The 24,916-nt window shown below is 61.6% G+C and carries 19 protein-coding genes; 8 read left to right on the top strand and 11 right to left on the bottom strand.

Annotation, left to right across the window (positions count from 1 at the left end):
- Positions 1-109 precede the first annotated feature (109 nt).
- The 4 genes from B0G71_RS22325 to B0G71_RS22310 all read left to right on the top strand — a co-directional run bounded on the left by B0G71_RS22325 (position 110) and on the right by B0G71_RS22310 (position 7,049).
- Positions 110-955 (top strand): M15 family metallopeptidase, encoded by an 846-nt coding sequence (locus tag B0G71_RS22325; RefSeq protein ID WP_116144216.1) that lies wholly within the window; start codon positions 110-112, stop codon positions 953-955.
- Positions 956-1,214: 259 nt separating this feature from the next.
- A complete protein-coding gene (tssM, locus tag B0G71_RS22320) occupies positions 1,215-5,093 on the top strand; it encodes a type VI secretion system membrane subunit TssM (protein ID WP_116144213.1) in 3,879 nt (1,292 codons plus the stop codon).
- Positions 5,090-6,082 carry a type VI secretion system-associated protein TagF gene (gene tagF, locus B0G71_RS22315; protein WP_106280708.1) on the top strand — a complete coding sequence of 331 codons (993 nt, stop codon included), beginning with the start codon at positions 5,090-5,092 and terminating at the stop codon, positions 6,080-6,082. The genes tssM and tagF overlap by 4 nt, the downstream gene beginning before the upstream one ends.
- Before the next feature lie 4 nt (positions 6,083-6,086).
- Complete coding sequence (locus B0G71_RS22310) at positions 6,087-7,049, top strand: OmpA family protein (protein ID WP_116144211.1); 963 nt, start codon at positions 6,087-6,089, stop codon at positions 7,047-7,049.
- Between the two features lie 85 nt (positions 7,050-7,134).
- Here the strand turns inward: B0G71_RS22310 and tssA are convergent, their stop codons facing one another.
- The 9 genes from tssA to B0G71_RS22265 all read right to left on the bottom strand — a co-directional run bounded on the left by tssA (position 7,135) and on the right by B0G71_RS22265 (position 17,909).
- Positions 7,135-8,238, bottom strand: a complete 1,104-nt coding sequence (gene tssA / locus B0G71_RS22305) for a type VI secretion system protein TssA (protein WP_116144209.1) — start codon at positions 8,236-8,238, stop codon at positions 7,135-7,137.
- Between the two features lie 53 nt (positions 8,239-8,291).
- Positions 8,292-10,967, bottom strand: coding sequence for a type VI secretion system ATPase TssH (gene tssH / locus B0G71_RS22300; protein ID WP_116144207.1), 2,676 nt, complete (start codon positions 10,965-10,967; stop codon positions 8,292-8,294).
- Positions 10,968-11,002: 35 nt separating this feature from the next.
- Positions 11,003-12,097 carry a type VI secretion system baseplate subunit TssG gene (tssG, locus tag B0G71_RS22295; protein WP_116144205.1) on the bottom strand — a complete coding sequence of 365 codons (1,095 nt, stop codon included), beginning with the start codon at positions 12,095-12,097 and terminating at the stop codon, positions 11,003-11,005.
- A complete protein-coding gene (gene tssF / locus B0G71_RS22290) occupies positions 12,061-13,899 on the bottom strand; it encodes a type VI secretion system baseplate subunit TssF (RefSeq protein ID WP_116144203.1) in 1,839 nt (612 codons plus the stop codon). Before tssF ends, tssG begins: the two co-directional genes overlap by 37 nt.
- Before the next feature lie 108 nt (positions 13,900-14,007).
- Positions 14,008-14,487, bottom strand: coding sequence for a type VI secretion system baseplate subunit TssE (gene tssE / locus B0G71_RS22285; RefSeq protein WP_007176945.1), 480 nt, complete (start codon positions 14,485-14,487; stop codon positions 14,008-14,010).
- An 85-nt stretch (positions 14,488-14,572) separates the two neighbouring features.
- The gene (locus B0G71_RS22280) at positions 14,573-15,076 is read right to left on the bottom strand and encodes a type VI secretion system tube protein Hcp (RefSeq protein ID WP_020070381.1); all 504 of its coding nucleotides are present in this window, start codon (positions 15,074-15,076) and stop codon (positions 14,573-14,575) included.
- A gap of 77 nt (positions 15,077-15,153) precedes the next feature.
- Positions 15,154-16,644, bottom strand: coding sequence for a type VI secretion system contractile sheath large subunit (gene tssC / locus B0G71_RS22275; RefSeq protein WP_012426790.1), 1,491 nt, complete (start codon positions 16,642-16,644; stop codon positions 15,154-15,156).
- A 14-nt stretch (positions 16,645-16,658) separates the two neighbouring features.
- Complete coding sequence (gene tssB, locus B0G71_RS22270; RefSeq protein ID WP_106280696.1) at positions 16,659-17,207, bottom strand: type VI secretion system contractile sheath small subunit; 549 nt, start codon at positions 17,205-17,207, stop codon at positions 16,659-16,661.
- A 36-nt stretch (positions 17,208-17,243) separates the two neighbouring features.
- Positions 17,244-17,909 (bottom strand): M48 family metallopeptidase, encoded by a 666-nt coding sequence (locus B0G71_RS22265; RefSeq protein WP_116144201.1) that lies wholly within the window; start codon positions 17,907-17,909, stop codon positions 17,244-17,246.
- 363 nt (positions 17,910-18,272) lie between these two features.
- On the opposite strand from B0G71_RS22265, the gene tssJ reads away from it, so the two are divergent.
- The 4 genes from tssJ (at position 18,273) to B0G71_RS22245 (ending at position 21,802) form a co-directional block, all read left to right on the top strand.
- Positions 18,273-18,899 carry a type VI secretion system lipoprotein TssJ gene (tssJ, locus tag B0G71_RS22260; RefSeq protein ID WP_116148773.1) on the top strand — a complete coding sequence of 209 codons (627 nt, stop codon included), beginning with the start codon at positions 18,273-18,275 and terminating at the stop codon, positions 18,897-18,899.
- A gap of 108 nt (positions 18,900-19,007) precedes the next feature.
- On the top strand, positions 19,008-20,354 hold the full coding sequence (tssK, locus tag B0G71_RS22255; RefSeq protein WP_116144199.1) for a type VI secretion system baseplate subunit TssK: 1,347 nt from the start codon (positions 19,008-19,010) through the stop codon (positions 20,352-20,354).
- The gene (gene icmH / locus B0G71_RS22250) at positions 20,351-21,130 is read left to right on the top strand and encodes a type IVB secretion system protein IcmH/DotU (protein WP_106280691.1); all 780 of its coding nucleotides are present in this window, start codon (positions 20,351-20,353) and stop codon (positions 21,128-21,130) included. The genes tssK and icmH overlap by 4 nt, the downstream gene beginning before the upstream one ends.
- A 192-nt stretch (positions 21,131-21,322) precedes the next feature.
- The gene (locus tag B0G71_RS22245; protein ID WP_116144197.1) at positions 21,323-21,802 is read left to right on the top strand and encodes a DUF2778 domain-containing protein; all 480 of its coding nucleotides are present in this window, start codon (positions 21,323-21,325) and stop codon (positions 21,800-21,802) included.
- A gap of 352 nt (positions 21,803-22,154) precedes the next feature.
- Here the strand turns inward: B0G71_RS22245 and zwf are convergent, their stop codons facing one another.
- Complete coding sequence (gene zwf, locus B0G71_RS22235; RefSeq protein ID WP_116121336.1) at positions 22,155-23,636, bottom strand: glucose-6-phosphate dehydrogenase; 1,482 nt, start codon at positions 23,634-23,636, stop codon at positions 22,155-22,157.
- Positions 23,637-23,936: 300 nt separating this feature from the next.
- Positions 23,937-24,872 carry a bifunctional Delta(1)-pyrroline-2-carboxylate/Delta(1)-piperideine-2-carboxylate reductase gene (lhpI, locus tag B0G71_RS22230; protein ID WP_116144193.1) on the bottom strand — a complete coding sequence of 312 codons (936 nt, stop codon included), beginning with the start codon at positions 24,870-24,872 and terminating at the stop codon, positions 23,937-23,939.
- Positions 24,873-24,916: the final 44 nt, after the last annotated feature.

Below are 24,916 nucleotides of genomic sequence, written 5' to 3'. Positions count from 1 at the left end.
AATCCTGGATTATTTCGCCGTGATAATACGTTCCGGCTCGCTCCGAGCAGGCCTGATTCTAAGAGCAAGCATTACAAAATACAATTGTTTCCAATTTCCGGGGTCGCCTTTGATTGCCGTAGTACTTCTCGCCTATTTCGCCATCGCCGTCGTGATCGCCGCAATGTTGCTATTGCCGGCGGCACGCGCCTCTTTATTAGGCGCGGCGCTCGCTATTCACGGCCGCGTTATGCGCGGAGCATCTCGTAATGCGTCGCGCGCTCGCGGTCAATTAGCACGCTCGGCAAAAATTTCGCAATCGACCGCAGCCGATATGCAAAAGTTACTGGTGAAGCGGCGCTTGCTGATTTTTACCACGACAGGTATTCTTGCGACGCCTCCATTGGTGGCATTGGCTTTACGCGGCCGGCAATTATTCCAATTCGATGACACCGCACGGGTTCCGGACGAGAAAATTGCCGCGCTATTGAATGGCGAACAGCTCGTACCCCCGCCGCCGTTGCCGCCGGAGGTATTCGCAACGCGGGAAGTCGAGCAGATCCGGCCGGCGCTTAAAGACGCGAGCCGCGACTGGAATTTGCTCGACGCCGATTTCAGAACGCGTTTATTGCTCGTGTACAAAATCATGCGCGAACAATACGGGTATGAAATGGCTTTGCTGGAGGGATATCGCAGTCCGGAGCGGCAAAACCGGCTTGCGCAAATGGGGGGCAACGTCACCAATGCCGCGGCGTTTCAAAGCTATCACCAATACGGTCTTGCCTCGGACAATGCGTTTTTGCGTGACGGCAAGCTCGTCATTTCAGAAAAAGATCCCTGGGCCATGCGCGGTTATCAGTTATACGGGCAGACAGCCGAACAGGTCGGTCTGACTTGGGGTGGTCGCTGGAAAATGATGGATCTCGGGCACGTCGAATATCACAAACCCGGCTTCGTCCTCGGGCGCGGTCATTAAGGCGCAATGGGCAAAGCCGGATAATAAAGAGGTTGGCATGGGGCGTTCAATCAATTTTTCTGGCGAAAAGCGGCAATGCCGCACGCATAACGGCATTGTTCCGATCAGCGTAATCACGGTCAAAACCTGTCGATTTAACAATTCCGCCGTATTCGCTTTCGCCTGAATATGCTTTCGTTTTATTTCAAACGCCGTACGCGCGCCATGCTGTCCGCTACAGCACGCGCCACAACACTCATCACCAAGACCTGAACGGCTTATGCGACGCATTCTCAACGTGTTGACCCACACACGCACGCTCTCGATCATCGGCTTGCTCGCGCTCGCTGCTGTTTTATTCATCGGCGCCGATACCTTGCAGATCGACCTGATGTGGCCGGCCATCGTGCTCGGCGCCGTGATCGCGCTGTGGCTGCTGGTGTGGATCGTGCGCCGGCTGCGCGCGCGCCGCGCCAATCGCAAGCTCGGCGAAATGCTCGAGCAGCAGGCGGAGAAGCAGGCCGAGGCCGGTCCCGCGCCCACGCCCGCGCGCCAGGCCGAACTCGACGTGCTGCGCACGCGTCTCGTCGATGCGGTGAAGACCATCAAGACCTCGAAGATCGGTCAGGTTTCGGGCGGTTCGGCGCTCTATGAGTTGCCCTGGTACATCGTGATCGGCAACCCCGCCGCGGGCAAGAGCAGCGCGGTGTTGAATTCGGGCTTGCAATTCCCCTTCGCCGACAAGAACAACGCGGTGATCCACGGCATTGGCGGCACGCGCAACTGCGACTGGTTCTTTACCACCGAAGGCATTCTGCTCGACACCGCCGGCCGCTATTCCGTGCATGAGGAAGACCGCACCGAATGGCTCGGCTTTCTCGGGCTGCTCAAACGTTTCCGGCCGAAGGCGCCGATCAACGGCATCATCGTCACGGCGAGCATTGCGGAACTAACCAGCAGCAAGCCCGAATTCGCGATCAATCTCGCGAAGAACTTGCGCCAGCGCGTGCAGGAGTTGACCGAGAAGCTCGAAGTGTTCGCGCCGGTGTATGTGATGTTCACCAAGGCCGACCTGATTACCGGCTTCACCGAATTCTTCAGCGGCAGCGAGCGTCACGAATACGATCGCGTGTGGGGCGCCACCCTGCCCTACGAGCCGGACGAGAAGCGCGACGTGGTGGGCCTCTTCGACGAACACTTTGAAGAACTGTACGACGGCCTGAAAGAGATCAGCGTCGCGCAGATGTCGATCAATCGCGGCAATAAGCTCTCGCCGGGCCAGCTGAGTTTCCCGCTCGAATTCTCGACAATCAAGCCCGCGTTGCGCGCGTTCCTCGCCACGTTGTTCGAGACCAATCCGTTCCAGTACAAGCCGATTTTCCGCGGCTTCTATTTCACCAGTGCCTTGCAGGAAGGCGAAACCAATAGCGCCGCAGCCACACGCATTGCGAACCGTTTCGGCCTGAGTTCGGACAGCCTGCCCAAGCCACACAGCGCGTTCTCGAAGAACGGCTTCTTCCTGCGCGATCTGTTCTCGAAGGTGATCTTCGCCGACCGGCAAACGGTCAGGCAATTCGCCAGCCCTGCCAAGACGCGCATGCGCTATGCGACCTTCTTCGGCTTCGTCGCGGTGCTCGCATTGGCGCTCGGCGGCTGGACCTGGTCGACGGTCAACAACCAGCAGCTCACGGCGAACGTGCAAGCCGACCTCGATAATGTCGTGCGCCTGCAGCAGAACCGCAACGATCTGCAATCGCGGCTGCAGGCCATGGACGTGCTCGAGGACCGCATCGACCAGCTCGAACAGTTCCGCCGCGACAGGCCGCTCGCGGTGTCGCTCGGCCTGTATCAGGGCGATCGCCTCGAACAGCGCCTGCTCACCGAGTACTACAACGGCGTGCGTCAGATCCTGCTCGATCCGGTCTCGCAGAATCTCGCGTCGTTCCTGAAGGACGTCAACGCGCATCCCGATCAGCTCGCGCCGTTGAATCGCGCGCCGGATGCTGCCGCGATTCCGGTCTCCACCCATTCGGCCATGAGCGCGAACAGCCAGGGCGGCCTGTATAGCGACGCCTCGCCGACCAACGTCGAAGATGCGTACAACGCGCTCAAGACCTACCTGATGCTGAGCGACAAGCGTCATGTGGAAACCGCTCACCTCACCGATCAGGTTGCGCGCTTCTGGCGCGGCTGGCTCGAAACCAATCGCGGCAACATGCCTCGCGACGAGATGATCCGCAGCGCCGAACGCATGATTACGTTCTATCTCGCGCGCGTGTCCGACGACGACTGGCCGATGATCGACCAGAACCTTGGCCTCGTCGATCAAACGCGAGAGAACCTGCGCCGCGTGGTGCGCGGCATGCCGGCCCGTCAGCGCGTCTACGAGGAAATCAAGGCGCGTGCGTCGACCCGTTTCGCGCCAATGACGATCGCGCGCATCGTCGGCGAAAACAATACGGCGCTGGTGGCGGGCAGCTATGCGATCCCCGGCACCTTTACGCGTGAAGCGTGGTTCCAGTACGTGCAGCCCGCGATTCGCGACGCCGCCACGAAAGAGCTGCAGGCGAAGGACTGGGTGCTCAACACGTCCGCGCACGACGATCTGACGCTGGAAGGCAGCCCCGAACAGATCCAGAAAGCGCTCGTCACGATGTACAAGACCGAGTACGCGATGCACTGGCAAAAGTTCATGCAAGGCATTGCGGTGCAGAGCTTCGGCAGTTTCGGCCAGGCGGTGGATGCGATGAACCGTCTCGGCGATCCGCAGGACTCGCCAATCCGCAAGGTGCTCGAAACCGCGTACGACCAGACTTCCTGGGACAACCCGTCGCTCTTCAACGCGAATCTGAAGCGCGCGCAAACCGGTGTGACGAGCTGGGTGAAGAACCTGTTCTCGCGTGCGCCGACCGGCCAGATCAACGCGAATATCGACATCAACGGCAATCCGGTTGAAGTGCCGATGGGTCCGATCGGCCAGGAGTTCTCGGCGTTGGGCCGCATCGTCGTGAGCGGCGACAACGGGTCGATGCTCAAGGGCTATATGGAGACGCTGTCAAAAGTTCGCACGCGCTTTAACGTGATCAAGAACCAGGGCGATCCGGGACCGGGCGCGCGTCAGCTGATGCAGCAGACGCTCGACGGCAGCGGTTCCGAACTTGCCGATTCGCTGAAGTACGTCGACGAACAGATGCTCACGGGTCTCACCGACTCGCAGCGCAAGGCCCTGCGTCCGCTGCTCGTGCGTCCGTTGATGGCGGCGTACGCGGTGGTGATCCAGCCGGCCAGCGTCGAAGTCAACAAGGTGTGGAACGCGCAGGTGTACCAAAGCTTCCAGGGTTCGCTCGCCAACAAGTATCCGTTCGCGAGCGATGCGAAGGTCGAAGCCGGCGCGGGCGAGATCGCCCAGGTGTTCGGCCCGGACGGCGCGATCGCCAAGTTCGTCGGCACCACGCTCGGACCGCTCGCGGTGCGTCGTGGCGACACGCTGACGGCCCGCACATGGGGCGACATGGGACTCGCCCTCACGCCCGACTTCACCAGCGGCTTTGCGCGCTGGGTGGCGCCGCTCGCCGGTGGCGCGGCGGGTGCGACGGCGGCCCAGGGTTCGGCCGAACCGCAGACCGTGTTCCAGATTCTGCCGCAGCCGAGCAGCGGCACGACGGAATACACGCTGGCAATCGACGGCCAGCAGATGCGCTACCGCAACACGCCGCCGCAGTGGACCAACTTCGTGTGGCCGAATCCGTCGGGCTCACCAGGCGCGACGTTGAACGCCACCACATTCGACGGCCGCACGCTGCAACTGGTGAACGAACCGGGCCGCTACGGTCTGGAGAAGCTGATCAACTCGGCGCAGCGCAAGCGTCGTCCGGACGGCACGTTCGATCTGTCGTGGACGCAAGGCAGCGTGACGGTAGCGGTCAGCATGCGCATCATCAGCACGTCGCAAGCTTCGAGCGGCAGCAGCGATGCGCCGCAGCAGCAGAGCTTGCGCGGCTTGCGGCTGCCGTCCTCGGTGGCGGATGTGAGCGCGGCGGCGAACTCGGTCAACGCGACGGCTGCGGGTGCGCCAGGCGCCGCGCCCGCGCCGGCTTCCCCGGCGGCACGCCCGGCCACCGCCGCCACCGCGGTTTCGAATACAGGGGGTGCGCAATGACGCAAACCGTGCAGGCGCAAATCGCCTACTTCGGCAAGATCCCGTCGCGCGGCGACTTCGTGAAAAGCGCGCATAACCCGCAATTGCTGGCTACGCTCGACCGCTGGATCGCCGAAGCCATGGAACTGCTCACCGACGATCCGCGCTGGAAGATCGTCTACGAAAACGCCAAGCCGATGCACTTCGCGTTCCTCGGTTCGCGCAGCAAGCTGGCGATTGCCGGGCATATGATGGCGAGCCACGACCAGTCGTCGCGGCGCTTTCCGTTTCTTGCCGCGACCGCGCTCGAAGTCGAAAAGCCGCTGACGTTTCTCGCGCACAGTCCGCTCGCCTTCGCGCGCTTGTGGTCGCGCGTCGCGGCGCAAATGAAGCCGCTGCTCGGCGCCAGCGAACCGCCCGGCGCACTGCAGGCGCTCGGCGAAACGCAAGTGCCGATCGAGATCGGCGGCGGTCCGGGCAATCCGCACGACGGCACCTTCAACGACTTCGTCGAACACCAGACACTCGCCGGGCTCGAACAAATGCTGCTGGCGAGCGGCCATCCGGTGCGCTTGCGCGGCGCGATGCTGGCGCTCGGCTCACTGCTGCGTCCAGTGATGCAAAGCGGCTCGTCGCATCTCGAACGCGGGCTGACCTTGCCGCTGCCGAACGACCCGTTCTATCGCAGTCTCGTTGCCGCGTTCTGGCTCGAGCTGGTTGCGCCGTTCGTCGCGCAGGCAGATTTCGAACTGGCGATTTTTATCGGCACGATTGCCGAGCGCGAGCGGCTCATCATCGGCTTTAACGGCGCCTCGGCCAAAACGCTGCATAGCGTGGTCGATCCGCAGTCGTACGCGGCGCACAACATCGATATCGACGATCCCGAATGGATCGACGAACACGCACAAAACGATCATGGCATCAGCAAGCTCGTCAGTTATCTCGACCAACCGCAACTGTCGCTGCGCGTCAGCATCGACACGTTCCGCGAAGCATTCACGGGAGCGTGACACGATGCTGAACAACACATCCACCGCACGCATGACGGTGCTGCTCGCGGGTCTTCTGCTCAGCGCGTTCGCGCATGCCGACAACGACGGCCCCGCTCGCGTCACGCCAGTCGACAATAGCGGCGTTTCGATTCACACCACGGTGTTGCCGCCGGCCGCTTCGGCCTCAGTCGGCAATGCGGGGCCCGCAGTGAGCACGGCCGGACTCGCGAGCGGTACGACCGGCGCCGGCACCGGCGCGATCACCGCGGCGCCGCCGCCCGCCAATGCGACGCCTGGCCAGGTCGTGGTCGGCGGCAAGGTGCCTGACGAAGCGACCAAGGCGGCCGTGCTCGCGCGCCTGCGCGACACGTACGGCGCGGCCAACGTGGTCGATCAAATTGAAGTCGCCGATGTGGCGACGCCGCCGAACTGGTCCGCCAATGTGCAGAAGCTGATCGGCCCGCAGTTGAAGCAGATCAGCAAAGGCCAGCTGAAAATCGACGGCACGCAGATCGACGTGAAGGGCGAAGTACACAACGAATCGCAGCGCCAGCAACTTGCGAGCGACATGGCGAATGCGTTGAACCCGACTTACACGATCAAGAATGGACTACGTGTGAGTGCGTCCGAACAAGGCCTGCTCGATCAGACGCTCGCGAATCGTACGATCGAATTCGAAACCGGCAGCGCGACGCTCACGCCGCAAGGCCGCGCGATTCTCGATCAGATGGCCGCCGCGATGGGGAAGATGACGACGAAGACTGTCGCAATCATCGGCCACACGGACAACTCCGGTAACCGCACGTCGAATATCGCCTTGAGCCAGGCGCGCGCGGATGCGGTGAAGGGTTATCTGGTCGCGAAGGGCATTCCGCCGCAGCAGATGACAACGACCGGCGTCGGCCCGGATCAGCCTATCGCGTCGAACGACACGACCGACGGGCGGGCACGGAATCGGCGGATCGAATTTCGTGCGGGCTCTTGAACGGTTGCTGTTTGCGCAGCAGCGTGCATGAAAAAAGCCTGGCCTCGATGAGAAGCCAGGCTTTTTTTCGTTCGGACCGCCTTTTTTAGCTGTTTTCTTCCGGCTTCACGCCCAGCAACTCGCGAATATGCGCGAGCGATCCATCGTCCTTGACCACCGTCGAAAGCCATTGATGCAATGGCATATCCGCCGCCTCCGCAGCTTTTTCCGCGAAATACGCGGCAGGATTATGCGGCTCGGTCGCGCGAAAGAACCTGGCCACCGCACGCAATTGCGCGACGGCCTGCGCGCGGCTCTGGATTCCTGCAACTGGACTCGTCGGCATGGTCGTCAACACAGGTTCCTCGCGTTGCGGTGCGGTCTTGAAGGTGGGCTCGGCGCGGTCCTGCTCGTGCGCCGCGGGTGCTTTAGCGGACGACGCTTCAGCGCTCACGCCGATTTCGCGCGCAAAACGCTCGGCCAGCCGGTAGACGTTTTCGTAAGCGTCCTTCGCCTGACGGAAACTCGGCGCGGAATCGGGCGCGCGCCGGTCCAGTTCCTGTTCGAGCGCGAGCATTGCCGCTTCGAACGCCTTCAGATCGACTAGCAGCGTCGAATAGAACGCCGGCGGTGTAGCGCGTTTGGACGCCTCGATCTGATCGATCGACGGCTTGCCGCGCGCGATATCGTCGGCGTGATCCGGATCGCGTTTAACGGCTTGCGCAACGTGCGTAGCCACGTCCCAATCGATCGTGCTGTACGCATTGCCCTGCGACGACGTGAGCGGCATGGCGCGCAGCAGATCTCCCGTGCGCCCGACCAGCCACGCGACATTGCCGAGGCGATACTCGGTGTCATCGCCGTCCGGCAGCGGATGCACGTGGTCCCAGTAGCGCTCGCATAGTTTCGTCAGTAGCGCGTAACCCTGCGAAAGACCGTTGACGCCCTCATCGATCGCAAGTGCTTCGGTAAGCCACACCGCGAGGCGCAAGTCCTTGGTCTGCGTCTGCAGCAGACTGGCCGAACGCTCGACCACGAAAGCCCAATCGGCTTCCTTGACCTCCGTGACCCATTCGCCCTGATCGAGCGACGGGTCTTCGAAACGGCGCGCGTGCTGGATTGCGTCGAAATCCGCCGAAAACAGCAGATCTTCGCCACAGGGCGAGGTTTCGCTGAGCGGAGCCAGCAAGGTGTCTAGATTAATCGGCATGAAAGGAAGCAATAAGTATCGGGTACGGCATTAAAACAATTTGGCGCGTCCGCTCACACCACCGTGTAATCGAACTCACCCGCCTCGCTCGCGCGCACCGCAATGCGTTCGATCGTCGCGCCGTTCGCCACACGTTCCAGCACCTGCTGCGCCACTTCGGGCAACAACGTGCCGTTCAGAATGTGATCCACATTGCGCGCGCCGGAATCCACTTCGGTGCAACGTGCAAGCACCGCATCGACCAGCGACTCGTCCCACTCGAACACCGCCTTGTGATTCGACTCGATACGGCGGCGAATGCGCTCGAGTTTCAACTCGATGATTTCGGCGAGCACGTCGTCGGAAATCGGATAGTACGGCACCACTTTCATGCGTCCGAGAAATGCCGGTTTGAATGCTTTGTATAGCTGCGGGCGCAAGGTTTCCGCGAGTTCATCGGCGTCGGGCAGTTCTTCCACGCCCTTGTTCAGGCAGGCCTGCATCACCGCCTGCGAGCCGACGTTCGACGTCAGAATGATCAACGTGTTGCGGAAATCGATCTCGCGGCCTTCGGCATCATCCATCGTGCCTTTGTCGAACACCTGGAAGAACATTTCGAGCACGTCGGGGTGCGCCTTTTCGACTTCGTCGAGCAGCACCACGGAATACGGATTGCGGCGCACCGCTTCGGTCAGCACACCGCCCTCGCCATAACCGACATAGCCCGGCGGCGAACCTTTCAGGCCAGACACACTGTGCGCTTCCTGATACTCGCTCATGTTGATCGTGACCATCTTGCGCTCGCCACCGTACAGCACGTCGGCCAGCGCCAGCGCGGTTTCGGTCTTGCCGACGCCCGAGGGTCCCACGAACATGAACACGCCACGCGGTTTGTTCGGGTCTTCGAGATTCGCGCTTGCGGTGCGTACGCGCTGCGCAATCGCTTCGAGCGCGTGGTCCTGGCCGATCACACGCGCGGCCAGCAACGGCTGCAGGTTCAGCACGGTCTGGATTTCGTCCTTGACCATGCGGCCGAGCGGAATGCCGGTCCACGCGGCGATGATTTCGGCGACGACATGAGCATCGACCTGCAACGGCACCATCGGTTGGCCGCCTTGCAACGCGTGCAGTTCGGCGACGCGCGTGGCCAGCGTTGCGCGCGCCTGCTGCGCTTTATCCGCCTGCTCCGGGTCCGCGCTGCTCACACGCGCCGCGTCGATGTCCGCGCGCAAGCCGACGATCTCCGTCACCAAAACGCGTTCCTTATCGTAGCGGGCTTCGTCTTCGGCGAGATCCTTGAGGTCCTGTTCACGCAGGCCGCGCAATTCGGTGAGCCGTTCATCGTGCAATGCGCCGCTCGCTACTTCGCGTTCCAGTGCGGCGATTTCAGCGTCGATACGTTCGAGGCGTTTTTTTTTGTCGTCGATGGCTGCGGGTGTCGAACTGTGCGCAAGCGCGACTTTCGCGCAAGCGGTGTCGAGCACGCTGATCGCTTTATCCGGCAGTTGCCGGCCGCTGATGTAGCGATGCGACAGCCGCACCGCTTCGGTAATCGCATCGTCGAGCACGCGCACGTTGAAGTGCTTTTCCATCAACGCGGCCATGCCGCGCAACATGGCCGCGGCAAGCGACTCGCTCGGCTCCTCGATCTTCACGACCTGAAAACGCCGCGCGAGCGCCGCGTCTTTCTCGAAGTACTTTTTGTATTCGCTCCACGTGGTGGCAGCGATGGTGCGCAATTCGCCGCGCGCCAACGCCGGTTTCAGCAGATTGGCCGCGTCGTTCTGCCCGGCCTGGCCACCGGCGCCGATGATGGTGTGCGCTTCGTCGATAAAGAGAATGATCGGATGCGGACTCTTCTTGACCTCATCGATCACGTTTTTCAGGCGGTTTTCAAACTCGCCTTTCACGCTCGCGCCGGCTTGCAGCAGTCCCATGTCGAGCACGTGCAGCGCCACGCCTTTGAGCGGCGCGGGCACGTCGTCGGCGGCGATGCGCAGGGCGAGACCCTCGACCACCGCCGTTTTCCCGACACCGGCCTCGCCCGTCATGATCGGGTTGTTCTGGCGGCGGCGCATCAGAATGTCGATGGTCTGGCGAATCTCGCCTTCACGGCCGATCACCGGATCGATCTTGCCTTCACGCGCGCGCTGCGTGAGGTTGCTCGTGTAGGTATCGAGCGCCGGCGTTTTAGACGGCGTGCCCGGTGCGGTAGCGGTCGCGACTGGATCGCCCGCGTTGTCTCCCGCGCTTTGCGTCTCGTTGCTGCGCTCGACTTCGCGCGAGCCCGCGGTCAGTTCATCGAACTTGTGCTTCAGGTCGGCTACGCGCACATCGCGCAGCAACGGCGACATGCGCTCGGCGAATTGCGCGAGATCCGGCGCGCTCAGCAGCGCCAGCAACAGGTGTCCTGAACGGATCCTCCCGATCTGCGAATCGAGCGACGCAATCAGCCACGCCTGTTCAAGCAGCTCGATGAGATGCTTCGAAAACACCGGCGTGCGCGTATTGCCGGTTTTCAAACGCTGCAACTCGCGCTCGAGATCCGCGCGCAACGCATGCGCGTCGATCCTGCTCGCGCGCAGCACCAGTGCGATGTCGCTGGCCGGCTCGTCCAGCAGCGCCAGCAGCAGATGCTCGAGGTCGACCTCGTAGTGACCGCGCGCGAGGCAATTGTTCGCCGCCAGCAAAGCCGCCTGCCGGCAGGTCGGATTCAGTTTGGCGATCAGGGTATTGAGGGACGTGCTCATGTCGTGCGATCCGGGTCCGGGTTCTGTCGTTATAGTCAGTGAATCACGTGCAATTCGTAGCGGGCATCCGCGCGGTCACGGTCGGCGTCTTTCGTGCACAGGAACGCGTCCCAACCGAGGCGCGCGCCCTTGCTCAACAGGCTCGGCCCGACGGCTTCGCGGCGCAGCACCAGCGACACCTCGTATTCGAGCGTGACGCCGGCCAGCAGCGTGAGCATGCGTTCGAGCGCCACCGCCCGCTCTGCGCCGGGTAAAAACGCTTCGTAATCGGCCTTGTCGAGCGGTCCGATCACGAGCCGCGCGCGCATGTCGCGCTGCCAGACGCGCTCGCCCGCCAGCGCGGTCGCGCCGAGCGTCGCGTTGACGCTGCCGAGCAAGGTCAACTGATCGCGCGGCACGTCGTACCATTTGCCGACGAACTGCTCGACGCGCACCCGCACCTTGAAGTACTCCGAGAGCGTGCGCTGCAAATACGCCGCCGATACCGGCCGATGCCGCGCGGCCAATGCGTAGCCGGCAATCGCTTCGTCGAATAGCGCGCCCTTGCCGCTTTGCAGGCTGTTGCGCGTGTCGTCGTCGGCGACACCGGCGAGCGCGAGCAAAAGCGGCAGGTAACGTTCGTCGCGATCCAGTTCGTAGTGGAACGGCAGACGGTATTTCTTCCACGCCGCGTAGAACAGCGCCGTCGCGCGATTCGAGAACACATCGAAGAACTCGCGCGCGGCGCGATCGCGCTTGATCTGTTCACGCGCGATGATCTGCTCGGTGTAATGCAGCGGCAGAGCGCCCTGCCCGCCGAGCAGGCCGAAAAAGGCCGGCGTGATATCCACCTTATCGAGCGAACCGTCCTCGAGCGCTGCCGTGCGCTGCGACTTTTCTTTCAGCGCTGCGCCTGCATTGTCAAAAGACTGCGCGCCGTGAATCTCACTCGGCGGGAACGACATCGACAGCGAATTGCGAAAAGCAATCCGCTGCGCGACGACTTCGCCGGGACGTCCCGCGTGAGATGGCGATTGCTGCGCGAACCACTTCTCGAGAATCCGCACCGCCTGAAAAAATTCGAAGCGATGCGGCTCGTCGAGAAGTTGCTCGACTACGCCAGGATCGATTCGCCGCTGCGCGGTTTGCATCGCAGGATCTCCTCGCCGGTGCGCTTCGACACGACGACCAGTTGCACAAAGCTGTTCAGATGCACGTACAGCCCGAAAAACGTGTCGATCACGCGCACGAACGACGCGAGACTCGTGCCGACGAAATGTTCTTCGTCGATCGTCAAACGGATCTCTATACCGCGCACGAAAGTGGCGAACGGTTTGCCCGGCAGCCATTGCACGGCGGCGTGCTGCTCGATGCCGACCAGTCCGTCGATGTGCCGCGCGGACACCGCCGTGCGCCGCAAGTCGTAAAGCACGAGCATTTCCTTGAGCGCGGACAAACCGCTACTGGCGAGCGAGACGTGATTTAACGCCAGATGTGAAATCAATCGCCAATGCGCGGCGCGTCCGCGTTCGAAACGCACGCTTGGCGTAGGCCGGCGCAGCATCGAGATGCTGCCGGTCAGCGAGCCGCCTTCGAGAAACAGATCGCCGCCGTCCAGCCCCACTGCGAGACCAGCAGGCAAATCGCGATTAGTACACGTCAGATCGAGACTCAAGGTATCAGTCTGCGGTGCGGCCGGTTCGAAGTCGATATCGACGATCGAGATTTCAGTCTCGTAGCCGGGGCTTTTCTGCGCGACCCAGTCGTTGCGCCGCGCGAACCAGTAATGCCCCGCGCGAGCCGCTTCGCCGTGATGCAATGAATAGAACGGCCGGAATTCGATCACGGATTCTTCGTGCGCCTGCTGCCTGACGAGTTTCACCGAATCGATCGAATAGACCTCATAGGCGAACGCGCGGCGCACTTCGGCGATCACCGGATAAGAAATCGCCTGATGGCTGACACGGATCGGCTCGCCGTGCTGTTCGAACAGATTCACCACCGGCGTGCAGAACAGGCGGAAATGATGCGCGGACAATGAATCCAGCAGGCGCGCCATGTGCGAATCGCTGCGCACCTCCTTCAACACGACATGCAGCGTCAAACGCTGGCAGCGGCCGCTCGCGCGTGTCATCGCCGCCAGATCGAAGTCGGCGAAATTGAATTTTTCAGGGAACGCGAAGTATTCGGTCAGCAACCGGTACGCCGGATGCGATTTGGCAGGATAGTCGATCAGCGCGTCGTCTTCGTCGAAGCCCGCTTGCACGACCGGAGATTCGCGCAGTTGTTTCCACACGCCGCGGCGGTCGGCTTCCACGTATGTGGCCATGCCGTTGACGAACAGACAGTCCGCCAGTGCTGCGATAAACGACTGTTCGCCGTGCAAATGCGTGCGCAGCTTGCCGACTTTCAGCGCCGTGAGGTCGAGTTGCGCCGCCGTCGATTCAAAGGTGATCGATACGATCGCCGTGGCATTGCCGGGCAGCACGGTCGCACTCGGCGCCATCGCCACCGACGTGTACTTCGCCTCGGAAATACGGATCGGCGCCAGCGTCACATCGTACGCGGTACGGAAACGGCATTGCACGCCGCGAATGGGCCGCGACTTGAGTTCGGTGCCGCGCTCGACAACCACCGGTTCGGTCAGATGACTCAGCGCGGCGGACGTGCCCAATTGCGCGATCGAGCACGACGGGAACGGCCGCAGGTAGTGCGGATAGAGCACTTCCAGCAGCGCTTCGGTGAATTCGGGGTAATCGTCGTCGAGTTTCTTGTTGATGCGCGCGCCGAGTAGCGCGAACGACTCGATCATCCGCTCGACATGCGGGTCTTCGCAGTGTTCGCCGGACATGGCGAGACGCGCCGCGATCTTCGGATAGCGCTCGGCGAAGTCGCGCGAATAGCGCCGCAGAAATGACAACTCGCGCTCGTAATACGGCAGCAATTCTTCCATCGATTTATCCCCGGACCTGACACTTCTCCGCCTGGTTCATCGCAGCCGTTGCGCGTAACGGTTGCGGTAAAGCGGTACTCTCAACACAACTACTCAGAAAAACACCCACTACAACTTCGCGCGTGCGCGCGTAACCGAGTATTGCAATGTGGACGGCTGCAACATTGCATCGAAACTCACCGGTTCTTCCGCCGGATGCACCACCAGCAGCGCCTGAATCGCAAAGTTCAGCGCATTGGTGGATTGTTCGTTCAATTCGAGCGTGACTGCCACCTGCTGCAAGCGCGGCTCGTGCCGCGCAATCGCCTGTTGAATCGATTTGCAGATGAACGTGCGGTCGTAATGGCTTGCAAGGCTCAAGCCCGCGAAATCGTTCAGACCGTATGTGAGCACCGAGCGCTGACATTCCGGCAGCGCCGCCAGTTCGTGTTCGGTCAGCGCGATGCGCGTATTCAGGATCGCCTCGACGTCGCGCGCGACGGTGCTCTTCAATTCATCCAACGACAATTGCCGCATCGCCGGGGAAGCCGGCAGATGCGGTTCGTCGTCGAACAGCTTGTCGAGAAAGCTGGGTTCGAAGCGTTTCATCAGCGTCCGAAGAAGCGGATCGATGCGCGGCGCACCTAACGCGCGGCAACTCTTTCGAGCCACGCGCGCCGCGTGCGCCCTTGCATCAGACCGCGTACGTCTTGTCGTTCTTCGTCAGGCTCCACGCGCCTTGCGCGTTGCCGCCCTGGTTGCCGCCGATCTTCTGCTGCGTGTACTTCCACTGCACGGCAGCGTACTTCAGCGAGAACTGTTCGGTCGGCAGGCCTTCGCCCACCACGCTCGGCGTCACGCTCGAAATGATCACATACTTGAGCTTCACTTCCAGGTACTTGATGCGATTGCCTTCGCCGTCCGAACGCATGAAGTCGATCGTGACTTCGTCGAACGTCGTGCCGCCCGACGCGTGTTGATAGATCAGCGGACTGACCACGTCGATGTCTTTCGTGAACTGCATATCGGCGTGTTCGCAGCGCTCGGAGGTGTGACCACCTGCCGTGGAAGCCGTTGCCGAACGCGGTTGCGTGATCGAGTGGCTCCACGAATCGATTTCGATCCAGCCAGCGTGATCCTTATCGGCAGACTCGCCTTTGATCGCCGGATTGCCGAATTTTAAATAGATATCCTTCATAACTCATCGACTCCCCAAAGAGGTGGTTTCAACAGCTGACCCGGGCGGCCAGCCCGAGCCAACTGACTTGCTTTGCTTTATGAATTAGCCGGTTTCGGCAGGTCAGCGACAAGCCGCAAAGAGATCGACAGCTCATCCAGTTGAAAGTGCGGACGCAGGAATGCGACCGAACGATACGCACCGGGCTTGCCCGGAATCTCCGAGACTTGAATGGACGCCTCGCGCAACGGGAACTGCGCCTTCTGCTCCTGAGTTGCGTTGTCGTCCAGCAGCACGTACTGCGAGATCCAACGGTTCAGGAATACTTCGACGTTCTGCGCGGATGCAAAGCTGCCGATCTTGTCGCGCATCATCGCCTTCAGGTAGTGCGCGACGCGCGATACCGAGAAGATGTACTGCAATTGCGCGGACAGGACCGCGTTGGCATTCGCGCTGTCGGTGCTGTATTTCTTGGGTTTCTGCACCGATTGCGCGGCGAAGAACGCGGCGTAGTCGGAGTTCTTGCAATGCACGAGCGGAATGAAGCCGAGGTCGCTCAGTTCCTTTTCGCGGCGGTCGGTAATCGCGATTTCAGTCGGGCATTTCAGCGCGACTTCGCCGTCGTCGGTCTTGAAGGTGTGGGTGGGCAGGTCTTCGACCAGGCCGCCGCCTTCCACGCCGCGAATCGCCGCGCACCAGCCGAAGTCGTCGAATGCGGCCGTCAGGCGTGCGGCGAATGCCCACGCTGCGTTACACCACAGGTATTTGCTGTGATCGGTGCCGTCCACGTCTTCGACGAAGTTGAAACCCTCCGCCGTGGCGCCGTCTTTCGGATTGAACGGCAGGCGGCCGAGAAAACGCGGCAGCGTGAGACCGACGTAGCGGGAATCTTCAGCGTCGCGGAACGACTTCCACTTCGCGTATTCGACCGTGTCGAACACCTTGCCGAGATCACGCGGCTTGCCGAGGTCGGCGAAGGTATCGAGGCCCATCAGTTCGGGCGACGCCGACGCGATGAACGGCGCATGCGCGGCCGCGGCAACGTGCGACATCTGTTCGATGAAGTACATGTCTTCCGGCTGACGCGTCACTTCGAAGTCGCCGACGATCGTGCCGAATGGCGAACCGCCGAAGGTGCCGAATTCTTCTTCGTAGATCTTCTTGAACAGCGCGCTCTGATCGAATTCGATCGCGGTCTTGAAGTCGCGCACCAGGTCGCGCTTGGGCGCATGCAGCGCCTTGATCTTGACCGTTGCCCCGGTGTTGCTTTCCTTGCACAGATAGTCGAGGCCGCGCCACGTGCTTTCCATGCGCTGGAATTCCGGCGCGTGCATCACCGCGCTCAACTGCGCGGAGATCAGGCGGTCGAGTTCGGCGACGCGCGCGTCGATGGTGGCCGACAGGTTGTCGGACACCACCACCGTGCCGTCGAGCACCTGATGCACGAGCTCACCGATCAGGTCTTTCGCGCGCGCGTGCTCGGAATCGGACTTCGCCACGCGGCTTTTCTCGACGATTTCGTCGAGCAGCGTGGATTCCGTACCGCTTTGCGCGGTCGCCAGTTGGGCTGCTGCCGTTTGCTGATTCATCTCACACCCCGTGCTTATTCGCCCTGCTTGTCGTGGTCCGGCGCGCCGCCGTGCTGGTCCGCCGCGTTGCTCTGGTCTTTCGCCAGGGTTTGCAACTGCTGCGTGTTGTTGAGCACTTCGCTCAGCAGGTCTTCGAGTTTGTCGTTGCCGGCCAGCTTGTTGCGCAGATCGGCGAGCTTCGAACGGGCTTCGAGCAGGCGCCGCAGCGGTTCGATTTGCGCGACCACTTCGTCCGGATTGAAATCGGCCATCGACTTGAAGCGCAGGTCGACCGCGAATTTGCCGCCGGCTTCGCTCAGGCGGTTTTCCACCTGAAACGCGGCGCGCGGCTCGATTGCCTTCATCACGTCGTCGAAGTTGTCGCGGTCGATATTGACGAACTTGCGATCGCGCAGCTTCGGCTGCTCGACTTCTGACTGCCCCGCCAGATCGGCCACCACGCCGACGACGAACGGCAGTTCCTTCACCTCGATCGCATCGCCACGCTCGACCTCATAGGTCAACTGAACGCGGGGCGGCCGCACTTTTTGCAAGCGTTTTTGAATGCTTTCTTTCTTCGCCATCGTCGGCTCCCGGTGCTGATGGATCAGGCGTGTGGATCAGCGCAGTGCGCTGAACGGATCGGACGCGCCGCTGCTTTGCGCGGCTTTGGCGGGTGCTGCGGGCGCTGCCGGCGTGGCGGCGGGCGCAGCGGCGCCGGTCGTAGCGTCCGGCGTCTCCGCTGCAGGCTTGCCCTTGGCGACGTGACGAACCACGCGCTTCTTCTTCACCGCTGGCTTGTCGCTCGGGTCGGGCGGGAACAGCGTGGCTTCGCCGAGCGTGTCGCGCAGCTGCTTGGCGAGCGCTTGCGCGTCCGACTTGGCATCGCCCGCGAGCGACGCGTCCTGCCGCAATTCGCCGAGCGATTGCGTGGCGACGCGCAAGCCGGCCACCGCGAGCACGCTCTTTGCCTGACGATCCGTCTGATCGCGTTGCAATGCTTCTTGCGCGGCCACGATTGCCTGACCGTAATGACCTTGCGTGAACTGGATCTGCGCAATACGCGACCACGGTTCTTCACGCGTCGGATCGGATTTGGAAAGCTGCTGATAAAGCGCGATAGCGCGATCCTGATCGCCGCCCTTTGCGACGGTATCGGCATCCGCGAGTTGCTTATTAAAAGCCTCCGGTGTGGTCGCCACGTTGTTGCCCTGTGTTGCGCAACCGGCCATCACGCCGCATGCCAACACAACCCCAGATAGTTTTACTAACAGACGCTCATTCATCGTTTTTCACCGACGTGCGAATTTTTTAATTCAAGGAGAAACCGGAGTTTTGCTTTGCTTGAAGTGCGCGGGTATAGTACAGGCCAATTTTCGATAATTCAACTTTCGTGTGAAGAAGGATTGCACAAAAAAAATGCATGCGGATCATTTAAACGAAACATGCAGAAATTGTTTCCTGGCGCAATAGCAGCACTGCGGATACCGGAAAAAATTTCCACTCTCCGGTTGCCGGCCCGGTAGCGCCGGCAGTTACAAGCGCTTTGCATATCGCGGCATTAAGTGGCATAGCGAGGCTGCAAATTTGCCGGATTGAGTTCGTTATTGATGTTTTGACGGGGGACGGCGCCAAGCCGGTCGATGTATATGAATTCGCGTGTTATTCGCTATGCATCGCTTTTGATCGCCAATGCGGCGGTCTGCGCGCTTCTGGGCGGCTGCGCGGCCGGCGTGACGGTGCTCGGAGCCGCTGCCAACGCGGCTTTGCAGGCAAGCGGCCTCGGCAAGCCGGAGCTGCCGGACGCCCAGAAACCGCCGCGCAATCTCGGCCTCACCTTATATGCAGCGTCGAATCTGAATGCCGCGAATGACAAACGGCCATTGGCGCTGGTGGTGCGGCTTTACGTACTGAAAGACCCGACTTCATTCCAGCAGGCGCCGTTCGACGCATTTACCGATCCAGCAAAGGAAAAGTCCGTATTGGGCGGTGATTTGCTGGGCGTGCGTGAAGTAACGCTGATCCCGGGCCAGCGCTACGTTGTTACCGAAAAAGTCTCGCGAGAAGCGCAGGCATTCGGTATCGTCGCGCTATTCCGTGATCCGGCAATGCAGCGTTGGAAATTCGCCTTCGACCCGGCGAAGTCGGAGAAATCCGGCATAATGATCGGCCTGCATAACTGTGCAATGACGGTGACCAATGGCACGGTGATCCCGCCAGACCAGGGACTGCCGGCGCAAGCGCTAAATATGCTTTCTTCGGTAAGCTGCGGATAAAGATGCCGGTCAAATGCGATTTAACATTTTTTAAGCAATTAACAATTCGGCGCTCGAATCGGTTATCTCCGGGTGCGCCACACGCATAACGCATATAACGGGTTTGAGATGAGTTATTCCGCAAAAGTGCTATGGGGGGAAGGCCTGTTTCTGAGGCCGCAGCATTTTCAGCGTCAGGACGCTTATCACGAGGCGCGCCTGTTCGAGTCGATCCAGGCGATCCAGCCGTATAACTGGGGCGTGCGCTCGGCGCGCTTCGATCGCGACGCGCTCGGCAGCAACGTGCTGCGCATGAGCGAACTCTCGCTAGTGTTTCCCGACGGCGCGCTTTACTCCGCGCCTCAGGCCGACGACCTGCCGCCGCCCATCGCGCTGGATACGCTTCCTGACGGCATCAACGAATTCACGTTTTATCTCGCGCTGCATCCGCTGCGCGAAACCGGTGCGAACTATGCGCAGGACAGCAACGCCGGTTTCGTCTCGCGTTACGTCAGCGAACAGACGCCGGTGGCCGATCATTTCACCGACGCCGCCGAAGCCGACATCACCTTCCTGAAGACCAGCGTCAAGTTGATCGCGCATAGCGAGCCGCGTGATCAACTGCTCTCGGTGCCGCTCGTGCGGGTACGCCGCACCGCTACGAGCGGTTTCGAAATCGACGACACGTTCGTGCCGCCCTGCCTTGCTATCGACGCCTCGCCGACCCTGCATCAGCGCCTGCGTCAACTGATCGACGCCTTGCAGGCCAAGGTCAACGCGTTATACGGTTTTCACCGCGAGCCAACCAAGAACATCATCGAGTTCCGTTCCGGCGACATCGCCTCGTTCTGGCTGTTGCATACCGCGAGCGCGGCGTTCGCTTCGCTCGCGCATCTGTACCAGCATTCGGCGCTGCATCCCGAACGCCTGTTTCAGGAACTGCTGCGGCTCGCCGGCCAGTTGATGACGTTTTCGAAAGGCTATGCGCTCTCCGATTTGCCGGCGTATCGCCACGACGATCCGGGCCCCGGCTTCGCGCGTCTCGACACGATCCTGCGCGATCTGCTCGAAACCGTGATCTCCACGCGCTATTTCGCGATCGCGCTCGAGGAAGTGCGTCCGTCGTTCCATGCGGGCCGGCTCGACTCGGGCAAGATCGACGACAAAACCATGTTCTACATCGCGGTATCGGCGGATATGCCGACCGCCGAGCTCGTGGAAGCCGTGCCCGCGCGCTTCAAGGTCGGCGCGCCGGACGACGTCGACAAGCTGGTGCTCTCGGCCATGCCGGGCGTACGGCTCGTCTACACGCCGCAGGTGCCACCCGCCATTCCGGTGCGTCCGGGCGCGTGCTACTTCTCGTTCGAATCGCGCGGCGCGCTGTATGACCGTATGTTGCAGGCTCAGTCGGCAATGATCTACGCGCCGTCGGGCATCAACGATCTTCAACTCGAACTGATCGCCGTCACATCATGAGCTACGCGCCATCCCTCTTTGGCGGCAGCACGCCTGCCGCCGCGCCCGCCCCGATCACCGAGCCGAGCTATCAGGTGCGCTCGCTGCTCGATCTGCTGTACGACGGTTTCTTCATGTTGTTCCTGTTGAAGAACGGCCGCGAGCCCGGCGACGCGCAGGAATTCAGCCAGCGCATCCAGCAGTTCCTCGGCGACTTCGAGCGCGGCGCGAAGAAGCTCAATGCGTCGGCCGAAGATGTCTACGCGTCGAAGTTTGCGTTCTGCGCGGCCATCGACGAATCGGTGTTGTCGTCCACCTTCAGGATCCGCACGGAATGGGAGCGCCGGCCGCTGCAACTGGTGCTGTTCGGCGAGCAACTGGCGGGCGAGAAATTTTTCCAGTATCTCGAGGAGTGCCGCGCACAAGGCGCGGCACGCTTGCAGTCGCTGGAGGTGTTTCACATGTGCCTGCTGCTCGGTTATCAGGGCAAGTATCTGCTCGAGGGACCGGAGAAGCTCGCGTATCTGACCGCGCGCATCGGCGACGAAATCGCTCATCTGAAGGGCAAGCGCGCGCAGTTCGCGCCGCATTGGCCGCTGCCCGATCAGGTCGCGCACCGTCTGAAGCGCGAGGTGCCGCTGTGGTCGATCGGCGCGGTGTTCGCGCTGGTGGGATTGCTGGCTTATCTCGGGCTGAATACTTATCTGCGTGATCAGACCTTGCGTTCGCTCGCGCCGTATTCGCAGGTGGTCAAGCTCGGTCCGCAATCGGCTACGTTGACGATTTCGTTGCCTTAAGCAAGTCACTTCCTCGACGCGGACTATAGGAACTCTGTGACCCATCGTCGCGCGGGCTCGCTTTCGTCCTCGACGGCCTTGATATGCGTATCGAATCGACCTGTGTAAAACAACGTCAAGGATGCGCTCGCCTTATGTACAGACGTGCAAGAGCAATGCTACAAGGAGGTTCTCCCGACTACGGAAAAAACAATGCCCGTGTTCTGTAGCTTCACTCTCAATCGAAAAGAAACTTCGCGGTTGGTTTGCTCGGGCTTCGGCGAGGTCGAGGCTTACTCAGGGCAGAAGATAGGTCGGGACAATCCTGACGATGTGGCCGATGTGAATGTGGGCCCCATTCCCCCCGGCACGTATTATCTAGTCGACCGGCAATCGGGCGGACGCCTGGGCGGGCTACGAGATTTTATCGCCGAACACGCGGGTAGTACTGACCGGCACACGTGGTTCATGCTTTGGAATCCACACGGCGGCGATATCACAATGACCCACGGCATTCGGCGAGGCCAGTTTCGCCTTCACCCCGAGGGTGAAAGGCGCCTCAGCGAAGGCTGCATCACCGTGAAGAGTCCGGCTGATTTTGAGCGACTCCAACGTTATATCCGCGCGTTCAAACCTGCCATGCAGGTGCCCGGAGGTGACATGCAAGCATACGGGCGGGTCGAGGTCCGATGAAACCTGCGCGATTGCTTCGATGGTGCATTGGCTCGCTGGCCGTTTGGTTTGCACTGGGGACAGCTTTCGCCTGGGGATCGCAACAGCTTTCGTTTGAAATACCGCTATGGCTTGCGGACTTCGTGAGATGGCTGCTGCGTTCCCTGTATCCCGACTGGACGCCAGATGCCTACGATATCGAGGCGTGGACTAACTCTCTCCTTATCGTGTCGGGTTATCTCATCGCCGCCGTCGTTGTTGGATTCATAAGCGTATTCGCATCGAAGCGTCTGTCCAGCAGGCGATAGGCTTCGGCTGCCAACTTCGTGGCTCGCCAACACTTGCGTGCATTGCCATCCAGCGTGAAAACCGCTTATTGCGACTCTTCCGCCCACACCGCGTTTTCGCGCGCCATCAGCGCCGTCGAAGCCGCCGGTCCAAACGTGCCCGCCGTATAACCGCGCGGCTTCTCACCCGATTTGCCCCAGCCTTCCAGAATCGGTTCGGCCCATGCCCACGCCGCTTCGAGTTCGTCGCGCCGCATGAAATGCGTGAGGCGTCCGCGAATCACGTCGATCAGCAAGCGCTCATACGCTTCCGCGCGACGCTCGGTGAAGGCCTGCTGCAAATCCAGATTCAGATTCACCGGCAGCATGTGCATGCCGCTGCCTGGCTCCTTCGCCAGCACCTGCAACTGGATCGATTCTTCCGGCTGCAACTGGATCACCAGACGATTGCCGTAATTGCGCCCGCCCTTCGGAAAAATCGAGAACGGCAGTTCGGCGAATTCGATGACGATCTCCGACACCTTCTTCTGCATCCGCTTGCCGGTGCGCAGGAAAAACGGCACGTGCGCCCAGCGCCAGTTGTTGATATGCGCGCGCAACGCAACGAAAGTTTCGGCGCGACTGCCCGCCGGCACGTTGTCTTCTTCCTGATAACCTTTCACGGCCTCGCCGTCCACGGCGCCCGCGGTGTACTGGCCGCGCACGGTATCGCGCGCGATATCCTCGGGCGTCATGGGCCGCAGCGAGCGCAGCACCTTGAGCTTTTCGTCGCGCACCGCGTCCGGGTCGAGCGACACCGGCGGCTCCATCGCAACGATGCACAGCAGTTGCAGCAAGTGGTTCTGCACCATGTCGCGCAGCGCGCCGGTTTTATCGTAGAAGCCCGCGCGGCTGCCCACGCCGACCGTTTCCGCCACGGTGATCTGCACGCTCTTGATATACGGCGCCTGCCACAGCGGGCCGAAAATCGGATTGCCGAAGCGCAGCACCATCAGGTTCTGCACGGTTTCCTTGCCGAGGTAATGGTCGATCCGGTAGATCTGCGCTTCGCTGAAATGCTTGCCGACCGCCGTGTTGATTTCCTGCGCGGAGGCCAGATCGTGACCCAGCGGCTTCTCGAGCACGACGCGCGAGTTGGCGTCGATCAAGCCCGCGGCGGCGAGGTTGTCACAGATGTTCGTGAACAGATCCGGCGACGTCGCGAGATAGAACACGCGGCGCACGCCTTCGCGCGACACTTCTTTCAGGCGCTGATAGTCTTCGACCGAGTCGACGTCCATGCGCACGTACTCGAACAGCGCGAGAAACTTGTCCCAGGCGCCGGCATCGAACGCTTTCTTTTCGATGAAGGGCTTCGCCTTCAGCTCCATGAATTCGTTGATGTACTCCTCACGCGACCAGGGCTTGCGGCCAATCGTGAGAATGCGGGTGTTCGGCGGCAGATTGCAGTGCAGATGCGCCATGTAGAGCGCAGGCAGCAGCTTGCGAAACGACAGATCGCCGGTGCCGCCGAAGATGATCATGTCGAGCGGCAGGTCGGGAGTGGCAGAAGCGTGTTGGGTCGTCATAGCGCGGTCGCAGCGTCGTGAGGGATAAGGCGTCGGTGAACGGCAGAAAAAAGCGTGCAGAAAAAAGCAGCGGCGCGGTGCCGGCGCACCGGCACTTCTTCTGGCAAACGCCTATGGTGCAACGTTTTGAGATTGTTTGCACGGCAACATGTGCCTCAGGTTCGCGCAATATGCCAACCTGGCGCGCTAAAGGCCTGTTTTCAGGACCTTTTTCGGTGTTGGCGGGCACGCCCTGTCCTGTCGCAAAGCATGCCCGCAGGCCATGCGCGGCCCTCTCACGTGGGTTTTCCCCCCAAGCCTTCAACCTCCTGACAACGCCTCGCGCGCCACGCGGCACGCCGCCAGATCCCACGCCGCACAGCCGACGCTTTTAAATACGATCGGTTTTTTTTGCGGCAACGACACTGCATTGTCGAGCACCGAAGCGATGCCGCCGACCTGAGCCCAGTCGACGCCCGCCTGAATGAAGTCGCCGGCTTCGTGGCGCGCGCCGGCTTCGTCGTCGACGAAAAGTGCGCTTTCGCCGAGGGTGCGCGCGCCGATCTCGACCATCGCCGGCGTGAATGCGCCGACGCCGATCACGAGGCGCTCCGCGCGCGCCGCCTCGTCGTAGACCGGCTGTCTGCTCGTGGTCAGCGCGATCACTACATCGACCGAGTCGGGGATCGTGGCGCCGGGTTGGATCAGCGGCTGAAGATCACGCGCCTTGCCCTGATGCGCGGCGCAAAACGCCTCGGCGCGCGCAGGCGCGCTGCCCTTCACCCACACTCGCGCGTCGGGAAACAGTTCGCCGATCGCCTCCAGATGGTTGAGCGCCTGCGTGCCGGTGCCGATCAGCAGGAATTCGCGCGGCGTTGCCGCGGCGAAAGTGTCGATGCCGAGCATCGAGATTGCCGCCGTGCGCCGTCCCGTCACGGTCGGGCCATCGAGAATGAAGAGCGTCTCGCCGGTGTCGGCGTCGAACGCCATCACCTTGCCGTGGATGGTCGGCAGGCCGCGTGCGCGATTGGCCGGGCATACGTTGACCAGCTTGTGGATCGCGAGATCGGGCGCGGTGGCCGGCATCGACAGCATGATGCCGTCTTCGTTGAGCGGCACGACCAGCCGCTCGGGACTCGCAATGCGCCGCTGCGCATAGTCGATGGTCGCGCGCTTGAGTGCATCGACAAGCGCGGCGTAGGGAATCAGCCGGGTGGTCGCGGCGGCGTCGAAAGTCTGCGTGGTCGGCTGGGTCATGGGCAGGTTGTTCCGGTGTTTGGCAAAAGTTTGAGTTCGGATGG

Origin of the sequence: Paraburkholderia sp. BL27I4N3, from assembly GCF_003386115.1 — a bacterium.
Classification (GTDB): domain Bacteria; phylum Pseudomonadota; class Gammaproteobacteria; order Burkholderiales; family Burkholderiaceae; genus Paraburkholderia.
Note: the sequence above shows the minus strand (reverse complement) of the source record. Positions and strands in the feature narration are given on the sequence as shown.